The organism is Streptomyces sp. NPDC026673, assembly GCF_040638135.1.
Lineage (GTDB): Bacteria > Actinomycetota > Actinomycetes > Streptomycetales > Streptomycetaceae > Actinacidiphila.
In genome coordinates, this window is sequence record NZ_JBEZXR010000012.1 from 51,397 (window position 1) to 71,128 (window position 19,732).

The 19,732-nt window shown below is 74.5% G+C and carries 14 protein-coding genes, 3 pseudogenes and 1 riboswitch; of the genes and pseudogenes, 13 read left to right on the plus strand and 4 right to left on the minus strand.

Annotation, left to right across the window (positions count from 1 at the left end):
* Positions 1-4 precede the first annotated feature (4 nt).
* Complete coding sequence (locus AB0F62_RS12075) at positions 5-1,603, minus strand: ABC-F family ATP-binding cassette domain-containing protein (RefSeq protein ID WP_361795890.1); 1,599 nt, start codon at positions 1,601-1,603, stop codon at positions 5-7.
* Between the two features lie 229 nt (positions 1,604-1,832).
* On the opposite strand from AB0F62_RS12075, the gene AB0F62_RS12080 reads away from it, so the two are divergent.
* Together AB0F62_RS12080 and AB0F62_RS12085 are read left to right on the plus strand one after the other, a co-directional pair.
* Positions 1,833-2,735 carry a neutral zinc metallopeptidase gene (locus AB0F62_RS12080; protein ID WP_361795893.1) on the plus strand — a complete coding sequence of 301 codons (903 nt, stop codon included), beginning with the start codon at positions 1,833-1,835 and terminating at the stop codon, positions 2,733-2,735.
* Between the two features lie 204 nt (positions 2,736-2,939).
* The gene (locus tag AB0F62_RS12085; protein WP_361795896.1) at positions 2,940-3,350 is read left to right on the plus strand and encodes a VOC family protein; all 411 of its coding nucleotides are present in this window, start codon (positions 2,940-2,942) and stop codon (positions 3,348-3,350) included.
* A gap of 4 nt (positions 3,351-3,354) precedes the next feature.
* On the opposite strand, the gene AB0F62_RS12090 is transcribed toward AB0F62_RS12085, so the two are convergent.
* The 3 genes and pseudogenes from AB0F62_RS12090 to AB0F62_RS12100 form a co-directional block, all read right to left on the minus strand.
* Entirely contained in the window at positions 3,355-4,737 is a 1,383-nt protein-coding gene (locus AB0F62_RS12090; protein ID WP_361795899.1) for a hypothetical protein, read from the minus strand.
* Positions 4,738-4,863: 126 nt separating this feature from the next.
* Complete coding sequence (locus AB0F62_RS12095) at positions 4,864-5,976, minus strand: alpha/beta fold hydrolase (protein WP_361795902.1); 1,113 nt, start codon at positions 5,974-5,976, stop codon at positions 4,864-4,866.
* A gap of 241 nt (positions 5,977-6,217) precedes the next feature.
* A pseudogene (locus tag AB0F62_RS12100) lies at positions 6,218-6,868 on the minus strand (class II aldolase/adducin family protein); the annotation flags it as partial.
* A 118-nt stretch (positions 6,869-6,986) separates the two neighbouring features.
* On the opposite strand from AB0F62_RS12100, the gene AB0F62_RS12105 reads away from it, so the two are divergent.
* The 11 genes and pseudogenes from AB0F62_RS12105 (at position 6,987) to cobC (ending at position 19,673) form a co-directional block, all read left to right on the plus strand.
* Entirely contained in the window at positions 6,987-8,378 is a 1,392-nt protein-coding gene (locus AB0F62_RS12105) for an FAD-dependent oxidoreductase (RefSeq protein ID WP_361795905.1), read from the plus strand.
* A 988-nt stretch (positions 8,379-9,366) separates the two neighbouring features.
* The gene (locus tag AB0F62_RS12110; RefSeq protein WP_361795908.1) at positions 9,367-10,584 is read left to right on the plus strand and encodes an inorganic phosphate transporter; all 1,218 of its coding nucleotides are present in this window, start codon (positions 9,367-9,369) and stop codon (positions 10,582-10,584) included.
* 37 nt (positions 10,585-10,621) lie between these two features.
* Entirely contained in the window at positions 10,622-10,861 is a 240-nt protein-coding gene (locus AB0F62_RS12115; RefSeq protein ID WP_361795911.1) for a hypothetical protein, read from the plus strand.
* Between the two features lie 173 nt (positions 10,862-11,034).
* Positions 11,035-11,164, plus strand: a riboswitch (cobalamin riboswitch).
* A gap of 53 nt (positions 11,165-11,217) precedes the next feature.
* Positions 11,218-12,204, plus strand: coding sequence for a cobalamin biosynthesis protein (locus AB0F62_RS12120; protein ID WP_361795913.1), 987 nt, complete (start codon positions 11,218-11,220; stop codon positions 12,202-12,204).
* Positions 12,201-13,712, plus strand: coding sequence for a cobyric acid synthase (locus AB0F62_RS12125; protein WP_361795916.1), 1,512 nt, complete (start codon positions 12,201-12,203; stop codon positions 13,710-13,712). The genes AB0F62_RS12120 and AB0F62_RS12125 overlap by 4 nt, the downstream gene beginning before the upstream one ends.
* 73 nt (positions 13,713-13,785) lie before the next feature.
* Entirely contained in the window at positions 13,786-15,792 is a 2,007-nt protein-coding gene (locus tag AB0F62_RS12130; protein ID WP_361795919.1) for a putative cobaltochelatase, read from the plus strand.
* The gene (gene cobO / locus AB0F62_RS12135) at positions 15,792-16,388 is read left to right on the plus strand and encodes a cob(I)yrinic acid a,c-diamide adenosyltransferase (RefSeq protein WP_361795922.1); all 597 of its coding nucleotides are present in this window, start codon (positions 15,792-15,794) and stop codon (positions 16,386-16,388) included. Before AB0F62_RS12130 ends, cobO begins: the two co-directional genes overlap by 1 nt.
* Positions 16,382-17,743 (plus strand): cobyrinate a,c-diamide synthase, encoded by a 1,362-nt coding sequence (locus AB0F62_RS12140; protein ID WP_361795925.1) that lies wholly within the window; start codon positions 16,382-16,384, stop codon positions 17,741-17,743. The genes cobO and AB0F62_RS12140 overlap by 7 nt, the downstream gene beginning before the upstream one ends.
* A 2-nt stretch (positions 17,744-17,745) precedes the next feature.
* Positions 17,746-18,117, plus strand: a pseudogene (locus AB0F62_RS12145) (cobalamin biosynthesis protein); the annotation flags it as partial.
* A gap of 188 nt (positions 18,118-18,305) precedes the next feature.
* Positions 18,306-18,542 (plus strand): annotated as a pseudogene (locus AB0F62_RS12150) (CbiX/SirB N-terminal domain-containing protein); the annotation flags it as partial.
* A 90-nt stretch (positions 18,543-18,632) separates the two neighbouring features.
* Positions 18,633-19,673, plus strand: coding sequence for an Rv2231c family pyridoxal phosphate-dependent protein CobC (gene cobC, locus AB0F62_RS12155; protein ID WP_361796104.1), 1,041 nt, complete (start codon positions 18,633-18,635; stop codon positions 19,671-19,673).
* Positions 19,674-19,732 lie beyond the last annotated feature (59 nt).

Here is a 19,732-nt window from a genome sequence, read left to right on the forward strand (position 1 = left end):
AGGATCAGGCGAGCGCGACGAGGTCGACGTAGTCCTTGCCCCACAGGTCCTCGACACCGTCGGGCAGCAGGATGATCCGCTCCGGCTGGAGCGCCTCCACCGCGCCCTCGTCGTGTGTGACGAGGACGACCGCGCCCGTGAAGGTGCGCAGCGCGCCGAGGATCTCCTCGCGGCTGGCCGGGTCGAGGTTGTTGGTCGGCTCGTCGAGCAGCAGCACATTGGCGCTGGAGACGACCAGGGTCGCGAGCGCGAGCCGGGTCTTCTCACCGCCGGACAGGACCCCGGCGGGCTTGTCGACGTCGTCGCCGGAGAAGAGGAACGAACCGAGGATCTTGCGGACGGCGACCAGGTCCATGTCGGGCGCCGCCGAGCGCATGTTCTCCAGCACGGTGCGGTCCGGGTCGAGGGTCTCGTGCTCCTGGGCGTAGTAGCCGAGCTTGAGGCCGTGGCCGGGGACGACCTCGCCGGTGTCGGGCTGCTCCACACCCGCCAGCAGCCGCAGCAGGGTGGTCTTGCCGGCGCCGTTGAGGCCCAGGATGACGACCCGGGAGCCCCTGTCGATGGCCAGGTCGACGTCGGTGAAGATCTCCAGCGAGCCGTACGACTTCGACAGGCCCTCGGCCGTCAGCGGCGTCTTGCCGCACGGCGCGGGGTCGGGGAAGCGCAGCTTGGCGACCTTGTCGGACTGCCGCACCGCCTCCAGGCCGGACAGCAGCTTGTCGGCGCGGCGGGCCATGTTCTGGGCGGCGACGGTCTTGGTGGCCTTGGCGCGCATCTTGTCGGCCTGGGCGTTGAGGGTCGCGGCCTTCTTCTCGGCGTTGGCGCGCTCGCGCTTGCGGCGCTTCTCGTCGGCCTCGCGCTGGGCCAGGTACTGCTTCCAGCCCATGTTGTAGACGTCGATCTGGGAGCGGTTGGCGTCCAGGTAGAAGACCTTGTTGACGACCGTCTCGACCAGGTTGATGTCGTGGGAGATGACGACGAAGCCGCCGCGGTACGTCTTGAGGAAGTCCCGCAGCCACAGGATGGAGTCGGCGTCGAGGTGGTTGGTCGGCTCGTCGAGCAGCAGGGTGTCGGCGTCCGAGAAGAGGATGCGGGCCAGCTCCACGCGGCGGCGCTGACCGCCGGAGAGGGTGTGCAGCGGCTGGGCGAGCACGCGGTCCGGCAGACCCAGGGCGGCGGCGATGGTGGCGGCCTCGGCCTCGGCGGCGTAGCCGCCCTTGGTGAGGAACTCGGTCTCCAGGCGCGCGTACTTCTTCATCGCGTTGTCGCGGGTGGCGCCCTTGCCGTTGGCCATCCGGTCCTCGTTCTCGCGCATCTTGCGCAGGACGGTGTCGAGGCCGCGGGCGGACAGGATGCGGTCGCGGGCCAGGACGTCGAGGTCGCCGGTACGCGGATCCTGGGGCAGATAACCGACCTCACCGGAACGCGTCACGGTGCCGCCGGCGGGAAGGCCCTCCCCCGCGAGCACCTTGGTGAGGGTGGTCTTGCCGGCGCCGTTGCGGCCGACCAGGCCGACACGGTCGCCGCGGGCGATGCGGAAGGAGGCGGACTCGATGAGGACGCGGGCTCCGGCGCGCAGCTCGATGCCGGTGGCAGTAATCACGGGAAGAGGCTCCAGGGCGTGTCGGACGGCAGTCGGACGAGGTGGTCGCGGGGGTCGCGGTCGGACGCCGTCTAATGCGTGAGGATTACTGCCATGTCTCCAGTCTACCGGGGGCGGCCGAGGTCCCCGGCAAGCGGTTTTCGGCGGGCGGGCGGAGCCGGGGCCGCGCCGGTCGCCCCCTCGCGGGCGCGACGGGCCGGTGGGGACGAAGCGGCAGATAATCGGAGGTATGCAGTTCGACGACGACGCATCGCTCGACACGTCCCAGGTGGAGGACCGGCGAAGCGGCGGACGGTTCGGCGGCAGGCCGCGGGGCAAGGTGGTGGGGGGCGGTCTCGCCGGGCTGATCGTCCTGGTGATCGGACTGATCTTCGGCATCAGCCCCGACCAGCTGGGACTCTCCTCCGATCCGCCGGGCCAGGCCCCGGGCACCACCTCGGGCTCCGACCTCGCCGCCGGCTGCCGCACCGGTGCGGACGCCAACGCCTCCCAGGAGTGCCGGATGGTCGCGGTGATCAACAACGTACAGGCGTACTGGGCGTCGGAGTTCCGCAAGCGGGGCATGAGCTACGAGCAGGCGCCCACCGTCTTCTTCGACCGGCCCATCAGCACCGGCTGCGGCGTCGCCGACCCGTCGTCGGGGCCGTTCTACTGCCCGGTCGACCGCAAGGTCTACCTGGACCTGGACTTCTTCTCCACCCTGAGCAGCCGCTTCGGGGCGGAGGGCGGGCCGTTCGCCGAGAGCTATGTCGTCGCGCACGAGTACGGGCACCACGTGCAGAACCTGGTGGGGACGCTGGGCCAGGCACAGGACCGGCTCACCGGACCGGGCAGCAACTCGGTGCGGGTGGAGCTGCAGGCCGACTGCTACGCGGGCGTGTGGGCGCGCAACGCCACGCAGACGCTGGACGAGGACACAGGCAGCCCCATGATCAGCGTGCTCGACCGGGACGACATCCGCCGGGGCCTGAACGCGGCAGCGGCGGTCGGCGACGACGCGATCCAGTCCCGGACCCAGGGCCGCGTGGCCCCGGACGCCTGGACGCACGGTTCCTCGGCGCAGCGGCAGCAGTGGTTCACCACCGGGCTGGACACCGGCGACCCCGGGGACTGCGACACCTTCCGGCGCTGACCGGGCCGGGCAGCCGCCTGGGCGCCGGTGCGACGCTCGCGCTTTGGACGTGCGTCGGGCGGGCTTCGGGCGTGCGTTGAGCGCGTGTCGGGCGTGCGACGTACGTGCCGAATGTCCGTGCGCGGGGCCATTGTCAGACCCCCCTGCCAGACTGAGATCCACGTCACACAGGACTCCGGATCCCCGAAGGGGAGAGTGATCACCATGGCCGGCAGCGGAACCGCGCCCACCATCTACCCGACGCTGCGCTACAAGGACGCGAAGGCGGCCATCGCCTTCCTCACGGACGCCTTCGGCTTCACCGAGGTCTCGGTGTACGAGGGCGAGGACGGCACCGTCGAGCACGCGGAACTGGCGTACGGCAACGGCATGGTGATGCTCGGCGGCGAGCGGTCGGGCACCGCGTTCAGCCGGATCGCCGAAGCCCTGGGCGCCGTTTCGGTGTACGTCGTCGTGGAGGACGCCGACGCCCATCACGAGCGCGCCGTGGCGGCCGGGGCCGAGGTCGTGCTGCCGCTGACCGACCAGGACTACGGGTCGCGGGATTACACGGCCCGCGACCCGGAGGGCAACCTCTGGTCCTTCGGCACTTACGTGCCCCGGATACCGGCGTAGGGGGTCACTCTCCCCCGGTGTGCACCTGGAAGGCGGCCCGGCGGATCGCCTTGGACAGGGCCGGGTCGGGGTGCGCGGCGGCGAGGGCGACCAGCACCTGGACGGTGCGGGGATGGCCCGCGTCCCGCAACTCCTCCAGCAGGCGGGTGACCGTGCCCTGGACGGCCGTCTCGAGATGGCTCACCAGCAGGTGGCTCTCGCCGTGGTCGGCGACCGCCGCCGCGGTGTCCACCCACAGCCAGGTGGACTCCTCGCGGGTGAGCAGCACGGCGACGTCCTCCGGGTCCGCGCCCTCGTGCTCCGCGAGCCACAGCAGCGCGTAGGGCCGCAGCCCGGGCTCCTCCACCACGTCCCGCACGGCGGGCTCCGCGGGGCCGCCGACGACGCGCAGCGCCTCGAAGGCCAGGGCGCGCAGCAGGGCGTCGTCGCCGCGCGCCACGTCCAGGAACTCACCGACCGCCTGCGCCACCGGGCGGGCGGCCAGCCAGGCCTTGTACTCGCTGCGGGCCGGGCCGGGGGACATCCCGATGCACGCCTTGAGCATCTCCTCGGCGGAGTGCTCGAAGTGCCCGGCCGGGCCCTGCGCCGCTACGCAGATCTGCTCCAGCTTCACCCACACCGCCCAGCTGCCCAGCACGGTGATGGTGACCTCGCCGGGGCGGGCCGGGTCGCGGGGCCTGAGGGCGCCGACGCGCGCCAGCGCGTCCAGCGTCCAGTCCAGCAGCGCGGGCAGATCGTCGCGGCCGCCGCCCGCCGGGGGCTCCTGGCGCTCCGCGCGTAGCTCGGCCACACGCTGCCGCAACAGGTCCAGCAGCACCGCCACCGCGACCGGGCCGGAGGAGAGGTGGAGCAGGGAGAGCAACTGCGGCGCGGCCTCGACGACCTCGGCGACAAGCGAGGGGTCGGCGTCGGCGCACTCCGGCTCGAGCGCCGCGGGGTGCGCCAGCGACCACGCGTCGAAGAGCGCGACCCAGCCGCGCAGGACCGCGGTGTCGTCGCGGTCCCAGGCGCGCAGCCGCCAGCCCGGGCGGGCGGCTCCGCCTTTGTGCAGCTCGATCAGGCCGGCCAGCCGGGCGCGGTCCCAGGCGGCGCGCACCTGCCGTTCCCGCAGGCCCAGGACGGCGGCGGCACGCAGTACATCGGGGTCCCGCAGTATCCCGGCGGTCCCGGGTGCGGCGGCGCCGGTCTCCGAATCGGCCCAGCGCGCCAGCAGCACGGCGTCCGACAGTTCGGTGCGCGCCCTGCGGGCGAGCTCGGGCAGCGCCGGGATTCCCTCCGGCGGCCGCGGCGGGCGGCTTCGCCGCACTGTGGCGGCACGGCGCGCGGTGGCGAGTGGCCTGCGCGGAACAAGACGCAGCGGAGTGTCTCGCGGAATACGGGACGTCACGGGGAGCAGTCTTGCGGGTGAGCACCCGGAAACCCAAACGAGCGTCCCCGCTGGGGGATTGGGCGCGCCCGGATTGATGCGATAGATGCCTGCTTGTACAGGTATAAAAGCGCAGTATGAACGGCGTCAGAGGAGGGGGGTGAGGAAGCGCCGGAGGGCTTCCTCGTATGTTGAGGGGTTGGCGTTCCACATCGCCGCGTGCGAGGCGCCGCTGACGGCGTGCAGCGTGACCAGATCCGGCCGGAGCCGGGCGAGTTGGCGGGACGGCCCCCAGGGGGCGAGCGTGTCGTCGGGACCGTGGAACACCAGGACCGGGACGTCCAGCCGGTCGGGGGCGGCGGCTTCCGCGATCCGCTCCGCGTGCAGGCCGGTGCGGCCCTCCGCCGCACGCACCCCGAGCGGCAGCAGGGCGCGGGGCGCGCCCCGCGCGGCCGCGGCGGCGCGGACCGTGCTCTGCCAGTCCAGCACCGGGGAGTCCAGGACCATCCCGGACACCAGGCTGCGCAGCGGGGAATGGCAGGCGGCGCGGAGCGCCATCGTCGCGCCGGTGGACCAGCCGTGCAGCACCAGCCGGCGCGCGCCGTGCCGGACCGCGTAGCGCATGGCCGCGTCGAGGTCGCGCCACTCGGAGTCGCCGAGGTGGCCGATGCCGTCCCAGGAGGGGGGCGCGCCGGCGTCGTTGCGGTACGCGAACGCGAGAACGGGCAGCCGCAGTTTGCCCAGGAACGGCATGACGTTCATGCCGAGCTCGCGGGTGGTGCCGAGGCCATGTGCGAGGACGACCCAGGTGTCGCGGGCGCCTGGCAGGAACCAGGCGGGCAGCAGACCGAGTTCGGCGGGGATCTCGGCGTCCCGGAACTCCAGGCCGAGCGCGGAGCCGGGGGTGCCGACGTGCACCTGTGGGGTGAGCCGCACCCGGTCGCCGGACGCGACCCCTCCGCGGTTGATCCGGACCAGGCGACGGGTCACGGAGTCGGGAGCCGTCGAACGCACCTCGCCGACGGTGACGTGCACCCCGGCGGCGATGAGTCCGTGCACACCCCGCCGGGTGGTGCCCAGGGTGCGCGTGAGGGTGATCTCCTGCCCGGTCACGGAGTGGACGGTGAGCGGGTCCGGGTCGACGCCGCTCGAGGTGGGCCTCAGGGCAAGCTCGGACACATGCCGCCCGGCCGCCACGGCGGCCGCCCCGGCACCGAACGCTGTCGTGGCGGCGAGGGCCGCCGCGGTGGTGACGCGCACCCTTCCAGTGTCGGCGCGCTCGCATGGGGCGGCCAGTGGGCGGGGCCGTCCGGGCTCAGTCCCGCCGGTCCTCGCCGGCTTCGCGGGGCCGGGGGACGTCGACGCGAACGGGCCCCCGCTCGTCCGCGCCGGGCACCGCGTGCCCGTCGCGCTCGCGGGGCTCGTCGTGCTCGTGCTCGTGCTCGTGGGGCTCGTACTCGTCGTGCTCGTGCTCGTGAGTCTCCGCGTGCTCCTCGTCGCCGGGCTGGCCGTACTCCCGCAGCTTCTCGGCCACGCGGGCGAGTTCCCGCTTGGAGAGCAGGGAGGGGGAGAACCCGGCGACCGAGCGGGCGGCGAGCCAGACCTGGCACATCCACTCCAGCTGGGCGGTCCGGTCGTAGGCCTGCGCGAGGTCGTCCCCGTAGACGATGGTGCCGTGGTTGCGCAGCAGGCAGCCCGTGCGGTCGCGGAGTGCGCGCAGCACGTTGGCGGCCAGTTCCTCGCTGCCGTAGGTCGCGTAGTCGGCGACCCGTATCCGGCCGCCCAGGGCGGCGGCCATGTAGTGGATGGCAGGCAGCTCGTAGAGGAGTGTGGAGACGGCGGTGGCGTGCACGGCATGGGTGTGGACGACGGCGCCCGCGTCGGTGTGGCGGTAGATCGCCAGGTGCATCGCGAGCTCGCTCGTCGGCCGCAGCTCACCGAGCACCTGCTTGCCGTCCAGTCCGACACCGACCGTGTCCTCCGGGCCGAGCCGGTGATAGGGCACGCCGCTGGGGGTGACGAGCACGAGGTCGTCACCGACCCGTACCGACACATTGCCGGACGTACCCACCACGAGGCCGTCGTCGACGGAGCGGCGGGCCGTGTCCACCAGCTCCGACCAGGCCCGCTCGACCGCGTTCCGCACCGACATCCGTGCCACCTCCGAGCGCTGATCCTGACAGGTTGGCCGTTGCCGCACGCTCTCGGGGCACAGTAACGTCCCGGCACACCGTCAGGACCGGATACGCACACGAAATCGCAGGGGCACCATGACCACCGTCAACGGCGGCATCTCCTTCTGGTACGCGACGTCGGGGCTTCCCGTGCCGCGCGAGCCGCTGCCCGGCGACACCACCGCCGACGTGTGCATCGTCGGCGGCGGCTACACCGGGCTGTGGACCGCCTACTACCTGAAGAAGGCCGTGCCCTTCCTTCGGATCGTCGTCCTGGAGCAGCGCTTCTGCGGTTACGGCGCCTCCGGCCGCAACGGCGGGTGGCTCTACAACGGCATCGCCGGCCGGGACCGTTACGCGGCGCTGCACGGCCGCGACGCCGCCGTCGCGTTGCAGCACGCGATGAACGGGACCGTGGACGAGGTCATCCGGGTCGCCGCGGAGGAGGGCATCGACGCGGACATCCACAAGGGCGGGGTGCTCGAGGTCGCCCACTCCCCCGCGCAACTGGCCCGGCTGAAGGCGTTCCACGAGACGGAGGTCGCCTTCGGAGAGAAGGACCGGCTCCTGCTGGGCGCGGCCGAGTCCGCCGCCCGGATCCGGGTCGCCGGGACGGCGGGCGGCACCTGGACGCCGCACGGCGCCCGCATCCACCCGGCGAAGCTGGTGCAGGGGCTGGCCCGCGTGGTGGAGGAGCTCGGCGTGGTGATCCACGAGTCGACGCCGGTGACCGAGATCAAGCCGAAGCACGCGCTCACCCCGTTCGGCAGCGTGCGCGCCCCCTATGTGCTGCGCTGCACCGAGGGCTTCACCGCCGCGATCAAGGGCCAGAAGCGGTCCTGGCTGCCGATGAACTCCTCGATGATCGTGACCGAGCCGCTGCCCGCGGACGTCTGGGACACCATCGGCTGGGAGGGCCGGGAAGCCCTCGGCGACATGGCGCACGCGTACATGTACGCGCAGCGCACGGCAGACGACCGGATCGCCATCGGGGGCCGCGGGGTCCCCTACCGCTTCGGCTCACGCACGGACAACGACGGCCGTACGCAGGCGGCGACGATCGAGGCGCTGCGCGAGATCCTCGTGCGCTTCTTCCCGGCCGCGGGGCGGGTGGCGATCGACCACGCCTGGTCCGGGGTGCTCGGCGTGCCACGCGACTGGTGCGCGAGCGTCGAACTGGACCGGTCCACCGGCCTCGGCTGGGCGGGCGGCTACGTCGGCAGCGGGGTCGCGACGGCCAATCTCGCGGCGCGGACACTGCGGGACCTCGTCCAGTTGGACTCCGGTCAGGCGCACGGCACGGAGCTGACGGCCCTCCCGTGGGTGCACCACCGCGTACGCCGCTGGGAACCCGAGCCCTTCCGGTGGGTCGGGGTGCACGGGCTGTACGCGGCCTACCGCGCCGCCGACCGGCGCGAGCAGACCGGGCGGAGCGCGGAGACCGACCGAGTCGCCCGCATCGCCGACCGCGTCTCGGGGCGCCATTAGCCAGGTGCCGGCGGGTGCCGTGCCCGTGGGTGCCGTGCCGGTGGTCGGGTCGGTAGGGGTGAGTGCCGGGCCGTGCGGGTCGTTCGGCTGTCTCGCCGTCTCGCTCCCTTCGGTCGCAGAGCGGCTGGCTGCGGAGGGGAGGGTGGGGCGGCCCTCTTCAGCAGTGTGCGGGTGGGTGGTCGGCGGGGTTCAGGCGCCGGAGCGGGATGCCTTTCCGGCGGCTGGGGTCTCGTTGCCGTCCGCGGGTATAGATGGCCGCTTCCACGCCCACCGTTCGCGGTGGGCGCGCCCGCCGTGACCCGCGTCTGCGACGGATTCGAGGTGCTGATGAGGGTGGGCGGGACATCGGGCTCGCTTTCGCCGACATAGTCGGCGGAACAGAGCCCGATCTTTGAACCGGAGAAGATCGGGCCCGCTTTCGCCCACTATGTCGGCGAAACAGAGCCCGATCTCGACAGACCACCCGCCAAGCCTGGTGCTGCCGGGGAATCACCCGCAGACGCAGGTCACGGCGGGCGCGCCGCCCACGGACGGTGGGCGTGGCAACCAGCCATCTATACCCGCGGACGGCAACGAGACAGACAGCACCGATGAGGAGACCCGCTCCGGCGCCTGAACCCCGGCCACCCACCGGCCCGCACACCGCGGCGAAGCCCCGAGTCCCCACCCTCCCCTCCCCAGCCAGCCGCTTTGCGACCGAAGGGAGCGAGACGGCGGGACAGCCGAACCACCGGGCCCGCCACACCCCGCTTCACATCGCGTGGCGGTTCGCCGAGCCGGGCTGTCGTCGCGTGAGCAGGATCTCTTCCGTGCCGCCGATACACCGCCGCCGAAGTGGACAAAAGGTCGAATAATCGGGCGATATCCCCCCCGACCCACACCCCCCGCACGTACGGGCACCGCCGCGCCGCCCCTCGTTCACCTTCCGTTCATCCAGACTCCGTACGGTCGCCACCGCCACTGTCCGATCGAACGAATGCCTGGGTCAATGGAACACATCACGCTCCTGATCGGAATCGTGATCATTACCGCACTCGTGTTCGACTTCACGAACGGTTTCCACGACACCGCCAATGCGATGGCGACCACCATCTCCACTGGCGCACTCAAGCCCAAGACGGCGGTGGCCATGTCCGCCGTGCTCAACCTCGTCGGCGCCTTCCTCTCCGTTGAGGTGGCGAAGACGATCTCCGGCGGCATCCTCGACGAGAGCGCGGGCATCAGGCCCGAAGTGATCTTCGCGGGGCTCGTCGGCGCGATCGTCTGGAACCTGCTGACCTGGCTGGCGGGGCTGCCCTCCAGTTCCTCTCACGCCCTCTTCGGCGGCCTCATCGGCGCCTCCGTCGCCTCCGCCGGCTTCGGCGCGGTCAACGGCGACGCGGTCGTCATGAAGGTCCTCATCCCCGCGGTCTGCGCCCCGATCGTCGCCGGTGTCGCGGCGACCCTGGCGACCCGCCTGACCTACCGCATCGGCCGCCACGCGGACCCGAAGGCGACCGCCAAGGGCTACCGCGCCGGGCAGATCGCCTCGGCCGGACTCGTCTCCCTCGCCCACGGCACCAACGACGCGCAGAAGACCATGGGTGTCATCACCCTCGCCCTGATCGCCGGCAACGTCGTCGCCCCCGACTCCGACCCGCCGCTGTGGGTCATCGTCTCGGCCGGCATGGCGATCGCGCTCGGCACCTTCATCGGTGGCTGGCGGATCATCCGCACCATGGGCAAGGGCATCACCGACATCCAGCCGCCGCAGGGCTTCGCCGCCCAGACCGGCGCCGCGACCGTCATCCTGGCCTCCTCGCACCTCGGCTTCTCGCTCTCCACCACGCAGGTCTGCTCCGGCGCCGTCATGGGTGCCGGCGTCGGCCGCAAGGGCGGTGTCGTCCGCTGGAGCACCGCGGGCCGGATGTTCGTCGCGTGGGGGCTGACCCTGCCGGCCGCCGGCCTGGTCGCCGCGGGCGCCGCGCTCCTGGCCGACCAGGGTGACTGGGGCGTCGCGACGGTCGCCGTCCTGGCGCTCGCCGCGTGCACCGCGATCTGGCTCGCCTCCCGCCGCAAGCCCGTCGACCACACCAACGTCAACGACGGCCACGACGACGCCGAGGAGCCGGGCGTCATCACCACGGCCATCGCCGCAGTGATCCCGCCGCCCGCGGGCCTGACCGCCACCGCCGCCGACGTCGACCCCGCCAAGGCCTCCGCCTGACGGCGGCGCCGCACCGGCCCCGGAAGGAACCAGCACCATGCACATCGACTGGGCTGCCCTCGGCTCCGTCTTCGGCGTCAGTCTCGCCGTGACCGTCGGACTCGTCGGCCTGTTCACCCTCGGCATCGTGGGCCTGTCCAAGCGCGCCACGGCCACCGGCGAGGCGGGCACCGCCTCCGCCGGCGGCCCGACCGCCCTGGCCCGCTCCGGCGCCTACCTGTGCTTCGCGCTGTGCGCGGCGGCCGTGGCGTACGGGATCTTCCTGATCGTCTCCTGACGGTCCGGCCCCGGCTCCACGCCCCGCGACCTCGCGCGGCACCGTGTGAAGTTGACCTCAGCTCCCGGCTCTCCGGCCGTGAGCTGGGGTTTCTTCTTTTCCACAGGCCGTCGCGGTGAGTTGACGGGCCGCAGCGGGGCGTGGTGGTATCGGAACCGCCAAACGGCGGCAGGAGAGGAAGTCCGGTGCGAATCCGGCGCGGTCCCGCCACTGTCACCGGGGAGCGGACCCCCGCCCATGGCCACGGCCCGAACGAGGGGCTGGAAGGCCGGGGGTGCCGCCGATCCGGGAGCCAGGAGACTCTCGTCGCCGGTCACGTCGAACCAGGGCGCGGACCCTGAGTGAGGACTCCTGTGATGCGCGGCTCCGGCCGTTCACCCGACAGCGGCGCCGCGGCGCCGTGCGCGTTCGCCACCGGTGCCGCCCTGGGCTGGTTCGCCGACCTCGTCCTCGCCGACCCGCGTCGCGGCCACCCCGTGGCGGCGTTCGGAAGTGCCGCCGCCGGCCTCGAGCGCGCGTTGTGGGCCGACCACCGCGGCAGGGGCGCCCTCCACACGGCGCTGTGCGCCGGCGGCGCGGTGGCGGCCGCGGCCGGTCTGCAGCGCGCGGTGCGCCGCTCCGCCCCCGCCTCCGTCGTCCTGACGGCGGCTGCGACCTGGGCCGTGCTCGGCGGGACCTCGCTGGTACGGGAGGCGCGCACGATCGGCGCCGCCCTGTCCGCGGGGGACACCGCGGCGGCGCGCGCGAGGCTGCCCCATCTGTGCGGGCGCGACCCGCAGGCGCTGGACGAGGCGGAGTTGGCGCGGGCGGTCGTGGAGTCCGTCGCGGAGAACACCTCGGACGCCGTCGTCGGCGCCCTCGTGTGGGGCGCGCTGGGCGGCGTCCCCGGGCTGGTGGGCTTCCGGGCGGTGAACACCCTCGACGCGATGGTGGGTCACAAGTCGCCGAGGCACCGGCGGTTCGGCTGGGCGGCGGCCCGGCTGGACGACGTGGCCGGCTATCCCGGTGCCCGGCTGACCGCCGCGCTCGCGGTGCTGGCCGGGCCCGACCCCCGGGGTGCCTGGCGGGCCTGGCGCGGCGACGGGGCCCGGCATCCCAGCCCGAACGCGGGGCCGGTGGAGGCTTCGTTCGCGGGGGCGTTGGGCGTGCGCCTGGGGGGGACGCTTGCCTATGGCGGGCGGGTGGAGCACCGGCCCGTGCTGGGGGCGGGGAACCGGGCGGTGGAGGTACGGGACATCGAACGGGCGGCGCGGTTGTCGCGGCGGGTCGGCGCGCTGGCGCTGGCGGTCGCGGTGGGCGGGCGCCTGGCGTGGGGCGCGGTCGCCCGGAGGAGGAACGCATGAGGGGCGGGGGTCTGCTGGTCGCCGGAACGACGTCGGACGCCGGCAAGAGCGTCGTCACGGCGGGGATCTGCCGGTGGCTGACGCGGCAGGGCGTGTCCGTGGCGCCGTTCAAGGCGCAGAACATGTCGCTGAACTCGTATGTGACCCGCGAGGGCGCCGAGATCGGCCGCGCCCAGGCGATGCAGGCGCAGGCCGCGCGTGTGGAGCCCTCGGCGCTGATGAACCCGGTGCTGCTGAAGCCCGGCGGGGACCGCACCAGCCAGGTGGTCCTGATGGGGCGCCCGGTGGGAGAGATGAGCGCGCGCGGCTACCACAACGGGAGCCGCGCGGAGCTGCTGGAGACCGTCACCGGCTGCCTGGAGGAGCTGCGCGGCCGGTACGACGCGGTGATCTGCGAGGGCGCGGGCAGCCCCGCCGAGATCAACCTGCGGCAGGGCGACATCGTCAACATGGGCCTGGCGCGGGCCGCCCGGCTCCCGGTGATCGTCGTCGGCGACATCGACCGGGGCGGGGTGTTCGCCTCGTTCTTCGGGACGACGGCACTGCTGAGCCCCGAGGACCAGGAGCTGGTCTGCGGCTACCTGGTCAACAAGTTCCGCGGCGACGTGTCCCTGCTGGAGCCCGGTCTGGAGATGCTGAGCGGGCTGACCGGGCGCCGCTTCTACGGGGTGCTGCCGTTCCGGCACGGCCTCGGCATCGACGAGGAGGACGGGCTGCGGATGTCGCTGCGCGGCACCGTCCGCGAGTCGGACACGGCGCCGCCGCACGGCGAGGACATCCTGCGGGTCGCCGTGGCGGCGGTGCCGCTGATGTCGAACTTCACCGACGTGGACGCCCTCGCCGCCGAGCCGGGCGTCGTCGTCCGCTTCGTCGACCGGCCCGAGGAACTGGCCGACGCCGACCTCGTCGTCCTGCCCGGCACGCGCGGCACGGTCAAGGCCCTGGAGTGGCTGCGGCGGCGCGGCCTGGCCGACGCCCTCGTCCGCCGGGCCGCCGAGGGGCGCCCGGTGCTGGGGATCTGCGGCGGCTTCCAGATGCTCGCCGAGACGATCGAGGACGACGTCGAGTCGCGGGCGGGCACGGTCGCCGGGCTCGGCCTGCTGCCGGTGCGGGTCCGCTTCGCCGTGGAGAAGACCCTGGCCCGGCCTTCGGGGAAGGCGTACGGCGAGCCCGTCGAGGGGTACGAGATCCACCACGGCGTCGCCGACGTCCGCGGCGGCGACGAGCCCTTCCTGGACGGCTGCCGCACCGGCGCGGTCTGGGGCACCCACTGGCACGGCTCGCTGGAGAGCGACGGTTTCCGCCGTGCCTTCCTGCGCCGCGTCGCGCAGGCCGCGGGGCGGCGCTTCGTCCCCGCCCCCGGCACCGCCTTCGGCGCGCTCCGCGAGGAGCAGCTGGACCGGCTGGGCGATCTGATCGAGGAGCACGCCGACACCGGCGCCCTGCTCCGCCTCATCGAGCAGGGCCCCCCGGCGGGGCTGCCCTTCGTGGCCCCGGGGGCGCCGTGAGCGCCCCGCCGCGGACCCGGAGCCGGGCCGCCCGTGAGCACCGCAGCAACGACCGTTCGACCCAGGAGGCCGCGTGAGCACCCCTTACCCCTTCACCGCGATCGTCGGGATGGCGGACCTGCGGCTGGCGCTGCTGCTGAACGCGGTCAGCCCCGCGGTGGGCGGTGTCCTGGTGCGCGGCGAGAAGGGGACCGCCAAGTCGACGGCCGTCCGGGCGCTGTCGGCGCTGCTGCCGCCCGTGGACGTGGTGCCCGGCTGCCGCTTCGGCTGCGATCCGGCGGCGCCGGACCCGGCGTGCCCGGACGGACCGCACGGCCCCGACGCCGGCGCGGAGAGCCGTGCGGCACGGATGGTGGAGCTGCCGGTCGGCGCCTCCGAGGACCGCCTGGTCGGGGCGCTGGACATCGAACGGGCCCTGGCGGAGGGCGTGAAGGCCTTCGAGCCGGGGCTGCTGGCCGACGCGCACCGCGGCGTGCTGTACGTGGACGAGGTCAACCTGCTCCACGACCACCTGGTGGACCTGCTGCTGGACGCCGCCGCCATGGGCGCGTCCTACGTCGAGCGCGAGGGCGTCTCCGTACGCCACGCGGCGCGCTTCCTCCTCGTCGGCACGATGAACCCCGAAGAGGGCGAGTTGCGGCCGCAGTTGCTGGACCGCTTCGGACTCACCGTGGAGGTCGCGGCCTCACGGGAGACCGACGAGCGGGTGGAGGTCGTCCGGCGGCGCCTGGCCTACGACGCGGACCCGGCGGGCTTCGCCGCCGCCTGGCAGGCGGAGGAGCGGGCGGTGCGGGAGCGGATCGCGGCGGCGCGGGCGCTGCTGCCGTCGGTCTCGCTCGGCGACGGCGCGCTCCGTCAGATCGCGGCCACCTGCGCGGCCTTCGAGGTGGACGGGATGCGCGCGGACATCGTCATGGCGCGCACGGCGACCGCCCTGGCCGCCTGGGCCGGACGCACCGACGTCACCGACGCCGACGTACGGCAGGCCGCGCTGCTGGCGCTGCCGCACCGGCGCCGCCGCAACCCCTTCGACGCGCCGGGCCTGGACGAGGACAAGCTCGACGAGACCCTGGAGGCCAACCGCGGCCAGGACGACGACCCGGACCCGGACCCCGGCCCGGACGGCGGCGGCCCCGACCGGGGCGGCCGTCCGCCGCAGGGTGACGACGGCGCCCCGGACATCGCCCCGCCCAGGGAGCCGGCGGAGTCCGGACCCCAGGCGGAGGGCACGGACGCCGCCCCGGGCGGCGGGGAACGCGCCGCGGTGCCGGCGGCCGAGCCGTTCAAGGCCCGCACCCTGACCGTGCCCGGTCTCGGCGAGGGTGCCGCGGGCCGCCGCTCCCGCGCCCGTACCGCGCACGGCAGGACGACCGGCGCCCGGCGGCCCCAGGGCAGCCTGTCCAAGCTGCACCTGGCCGCCACCGTGCACGCCGCCGCCCCGCACCAGCGGGCGCGCGGGCGCGGCGGACCTGGCCTGGTGATCCGCCGGGACGACCTGCGCGAGGCGGTGCGGGAGGGCCGCGAGGGCAACCTGGTGCTCTTCGTCGTCGACGCCTCCGGCTCGATGGCCGCACGGCAGCGCATGAGCGCGGTCAAGGGCGCGGTGCTGTCGCTGCTGCTCGACGCCTACCAGCGGCGCGACAAGGTCGGCCTGATCACCTTCCGGGGCGCGTCGGCGGAGCTGGCGCTGCCGCCGACCTCGTCGGTCGACGCGGGCGCGGCACGTCTGGAGAAGCTGCCCACCGGCGGCCGCACCCCGCTGGCCGCCGGGCTGCTCAAGGCGCACGACGTGCTGCGCGTGGAGCGGCTGCGGGACGCCTCGCGCCGCCCGCTGCTGGTGGTCGTCACCGACGGCCGGGCGACCGGGGGCCCCGAGCCGGTGCGCACGGCGGCGCGCGCCGCGCGGCTGCTGGCGGCCGGGGGCACCGCCTCGGTCGTCGTCGACTGCGAGTCCGGGCCGGTGCGGCTGGGGCTCGCGGGCGAGCTGGCCCGCGAACTGCAGGGCGCCGCGGTGACGTTGGACGAGCTGCGAGCGGACAGCGTCGCGGCACTGGTACGGGATGTACGGAGGGCCGCGTAATGCCGCAGGGACAGCCGAGTGTGGTGCCGCAGGACGGGCTGACCACGCGCCAGCGCCGCAACCGGCCGCTGGTGATGGTGCACACGGGCACCGGCAAGGGGAAGTCGACCGCCGCCTTCGGGCTCGCGCTGCGCGCCTGGAACCAGGGCTGGCCGGTCGGGGTGTTCCAGTTCGTCAAGTCCGCGAAGTGGAAGGTCGGCGAGGAGCGGGCACTGCGCGTGCTCGGCGCCTCCGGCGAGGGCGGAACCGTCGCCTGGCACAAGATGGGCGAGGGCTGGTCCTGGGTCCAGCGGGACATCTCGGAGAGCGAGGACGCGGCCCGCGAGGGCTGGGAGCAGGTCAAGCGGGACCTGGCCGCCGAGACCTACCGGCTGTACGTGCTGGACGAGTTCGCCTACCCGCTGCACTGGGGGTGGATCGACACCGAAGAGGTCGTCTCGGTGCTGCGCGACCGCCCCGGCACCCAGCACGTCGTCATCACCGGCCGCAACGCCCCGCAGCCGCTGCTGGACTACGCCGATCTGGTCACCGAGATGGGCAAGGTCAAGCACCCGATGGACGCCGGCCAGAAGGGCCAGAAGGGCATCGAGTGGTAGCCAGGCTCGTCGTCGCGGCCCCCGCCTCGGGGAGCGGCAAGACCACCGTCGCCACGGGGCTGATGGCCGCCTTCGCGGAGGCCGGGCTCGCGGTCTCCCCGCACAAGGTGGGCCCCGACTACATCGACCCCGGCTACCACGCGCTGGCCACCGGCCGCCCGGGCCGCAACCTGGACGCGTACATGTGCGGCCCTGAGCGGATCGCGCCGCTGTTCCTGCACGGCGCGCGGGGGGCCGACCTGGCCGTCGTGGAGGGCGTGATGGGGCTCTTCGACGGGGCTTCCGGGATGGGCGAGCTGGCCTCCACCGCGCATGTGGCGAAGCTGCTGCGGGCACCGGTGGTGCTGGTGGTGGACGCCTCCTCGCAGTCCCGTTCGGTGGCGGCGCTGGTGCACGGCTTCGCCTCGTGGGACCCGGAGGTGCGGGTCGCCGGAGTGATCCTCAACAAGGTCGGCTCCGACCGGCACGAGGAACTGCTGCGCGACGCCCTGGACGGGGCCGGTGTGCCGGTGCTGGGCGCGCTGCGGCGCGACACGGCGGTCGGCACGCCCTCCCGGCACCTGGGGCTGGTCCCGGTCGCGGAACGGCGCGCGGACGCCGTCGACGCCGTGCGGGCCCTGGCCGCCCGGGTGCGGGCGGGTTGCGACATGGAGGCGCTGCTGGCGCTGGCGCGCAGCGCTCCCCCGCTCGTGGAGGAGCCCTGGGACCCGCGGGAGGCGGCGGCCGGTCCGGCGGTGCCCGGTGCCCGGCCGGTGGTCGCGGTGGCGGGCGGGGCGGCGTTCACCTTCTCGTACGCCGAGCACGTCGAACTCCTCGCCGCCGCCGGGGCGGAGGTCGCCACCTTCGACCCGCTGCGCGACGAGCACCTGCCGCCGGGCGCCGCCGGGCTGGTCATAGGCGGCGGCTTCCCCGAGATGTACGCCCACGAGCTCTCCGCGAACGAGCCGCTGCGCAAGGCCGTGGCCGCCTTCACCGGGCCCGTGACCGCCGAGTGCGCGGGCCTGCTCTACCTCGGCCGGGAACTGGACGGACGTCCCATGTGCGGGGTCCTGGACACCACGGCCCGGATGACCGAACGGCTCACGCTGGGCTACCGCGAGGCGGTCGCGATCGCCGACAACGCGCTGGCGGCCGCCGGGACCCGGGTGCGCGGCCACGAGTTCCACCGCACCGTGGTGGAACCCGCCGCCGGGGCCACGCCCGCCTGGGGCCTGATCCGGCCCGAACGGCGGGTGGAGGGCTTCGTGCGGGGCGGCGTGCACGCGTCGTACCTGCATGTCCACTGGGCTGCCGAGCCCTCCCTGGCCCGGCGGTTCGTCGCCTCCTGCGCGGGCGGCGCGGACACGCCCGCGTGAAGGTCGTCGTCGGCGTCGGCGCGGGGCGCGGCGTCCCGGCGGCCGAAGTCCTGGCGCTCGTACGGGCGGTGCTCGCCGAGGCCGGGGTGCCCGAGGCGTCTGTCACGGCGCTGGCGACCGTGGACGGCAAGGCCGGGGAGCCGGGTGTCGTCGCGGCCGCCGTACGCCTGGGCGTGCCCCTGGTGACGTACGACGCGCGTACGCTGGCCGCGGTCGACGTGCCGAGCCCCTCGGGCGCGCCGCTGGCCGCCGTCGGCACGCCCTCCGTCGCGGAGGCGGCCGCGCTCGCCGCGGCGCCGGGCGGCGAACTGCTGGTGCCGAAGAGGAAGTCCGCCCCCGAGAGCGGAGCGGCGAGGGCGACCGCGGCCGTGGCTGGGCTGCGGACGCCCGAGCACGGCACGGATGGCACGCACGACACGCACCGCACGCACGGCACGCACGACACGCACGGCACGACGGAGGAGACGGCACCGTGATCACCCCGCCCGAGGACGCACTGGAGCGGAGCGTCGACGCGGCGCTGGGCGGCGGCCGCCGCACGCCGCTGGACCTGGCGGCCACCATGGTGCTGCTGGTCGGCGCCGGCTCACCCGAAGCCGCGGCCAACGCCGAAGTGGCGCGTACCGCGCGGCTGCTATGGGAGGGCCGCGGCTACGCGGGCGTGGAGGCCGCCTTCCTGACGACGGCGGCGCCGGACGTCCCGGCGGGGCTGGAACGCTGCCTGCGGCTGGGGGCACGGCGGATCGTCGTACTGCCCTGCTTCCCGGCGGACGCGGCCTTGGAGGGGCGGGTCAGGCAGCAGGCGGAGGGCTGGGCCGAGGCGCGTCCCGAGGCCGACGTGCGGTACGCGGCGGCCGTCGCGGCCGAGGGCGCGGAACACCCGGGCGACGTGCTCGACCACGACTTGCGGCACCACGGTGACGCCGAGGTCCGCGACGGCGGCGAGGACCTCACCGACCTGGCCGTCAACGTGCGCGCCGGAACTCCCCCGCGGTGGCTCAGGGAACGCCTCGCGGCCGCCCTCGACGGGCTGGCCGGCTACCCGGACGACCGCGCCGCACACCGGGCGGTGGCCGCCCGCCACGGCCGCCCGGTGCAGGAAGTGCTGCTCACAGCCGGTGCCGCCGAGGCGTTCGTCCTGCTCGCCCGCACCACGCGGGCCCGCCACGCGGTCGTCGTGCACCCGCAGTTCACCGAGCCGGAGGCCGCGCTGCGGGACGCGGGGCACACCGTGCGGCGCGTCGTGCTGCGGGCGGAGGACGGCTTCCGCCTCGACCCGCGGGCGGTGCCGGAGGCGGCCGACCTGGTGATCGTCGGCAACCCGACCAACCCCACCTCCGTACTGCACCCCGCCGCGGACCTCGCCCGCCTCGCCCGGCCGGGCCGCACCCTCGTCGTCGACGAGGCGTTCATGGACGCGGTGCCGGGCGAGCGGGAGAGCCTGGCCGCCCGCCGCGACCTGCCCGGTCTGGTGGTGCTGCGCAGCCTCACCAAGACCTGGGGCCTGGCGGGCCTGCGGGTCGGCTACGTCCTCGGTGACCGCGAGTGCGTGGCGGCGCTGCGCCGCGCGCAGCCCCTGTGGGCGGTCTCCGCGCCCGGGCTCACCGCGGCCGAGGCCTGCTGCGGCCCCGCGGCGCTGGCGGAGGCCGAGGAGGCGGCCCACCGGATCGCCGCCGACCGCGAGCACCTGCTGTCCAGGCTGGCCGAGTTCGACGACGTCGAGGTCGCCGCCCCGGCGCACGGCCCCTTCGTCCTGGTGCGCCTCCCCGGCGCGGCCTCCGTCCGCGAGCGCCTCCGCGATCTCGGCTTCGCGGTCCGCCGCGCGGACACCTTCCCCGGCCTGTCCCCCGACTGGCTCCGCCTCGCCGTCCGCGACCCCGCCACGACGGACCGCTTCGCGGTCGCCCTGTCGAAGGCGCTCGGCGGCTGAGGAAACGGCGGCGCGGCCGGCCACGACGGCGTGAACGGCGGGCTCCGGCCGGCCCCGGA

Coding starts and splice junctions, on each gene's coding strand:
- AB0F62_RS12080 (WP_361795893.1), top strand. CDS start 1,833: ATGCAGTTCGACGACGACGCATCGCTCGACACGTCCCAGGTGGAGGAC.
- AB0F62_RS12085 (WP_361795896.1), top strand. CDS start 2,940: ATGGCCGGCAGCGGAACCGCGCCCACCATCTACCCGACGCTGCGCTAC.
- AB0F62_RS12105 (WP_361795905.1), top strand. CDS start 6,987: ATGACCACCGTCAACGGCGGCATCTCCTTCTGGTACGCGACGTCGGGG.
- AB0F62_RS12110 (WP_361795908.1), top strand. CDS start 9,367: ATGGAACACATCACGCTCCTGATCGGAATCGTGATCATTACCGCACTC.
- AB0F62_RS12115 (WP_361795911.1), top strand. CDS start 10,622: ATGCACATCGACTGGGCTGCCCTCGGCTCCGTCTTCGGCGTCAGTCTC.
- AB0F62_RS12120 (WP_361795913.1), top strand. CDS start 11,218: ATGCGCGGCTCCGGCCGTTCACCCGACAGCGGCGCCGCGGCGCCGTGC.
- AB0F62_RS12125 (WP_361795916.1), top strand. CDS start 12,201: ATGAGGGGCGGGGGTCTGCTGGTCGCCGGAACGACGTCGGACGCCGGC.
- cobO (WP_361795922.1), top strand. CDS start 15,792: ATGCCGCAGGGACAGCCGAGTGTGGTGCCGCAGGACGGGCTGACCACG.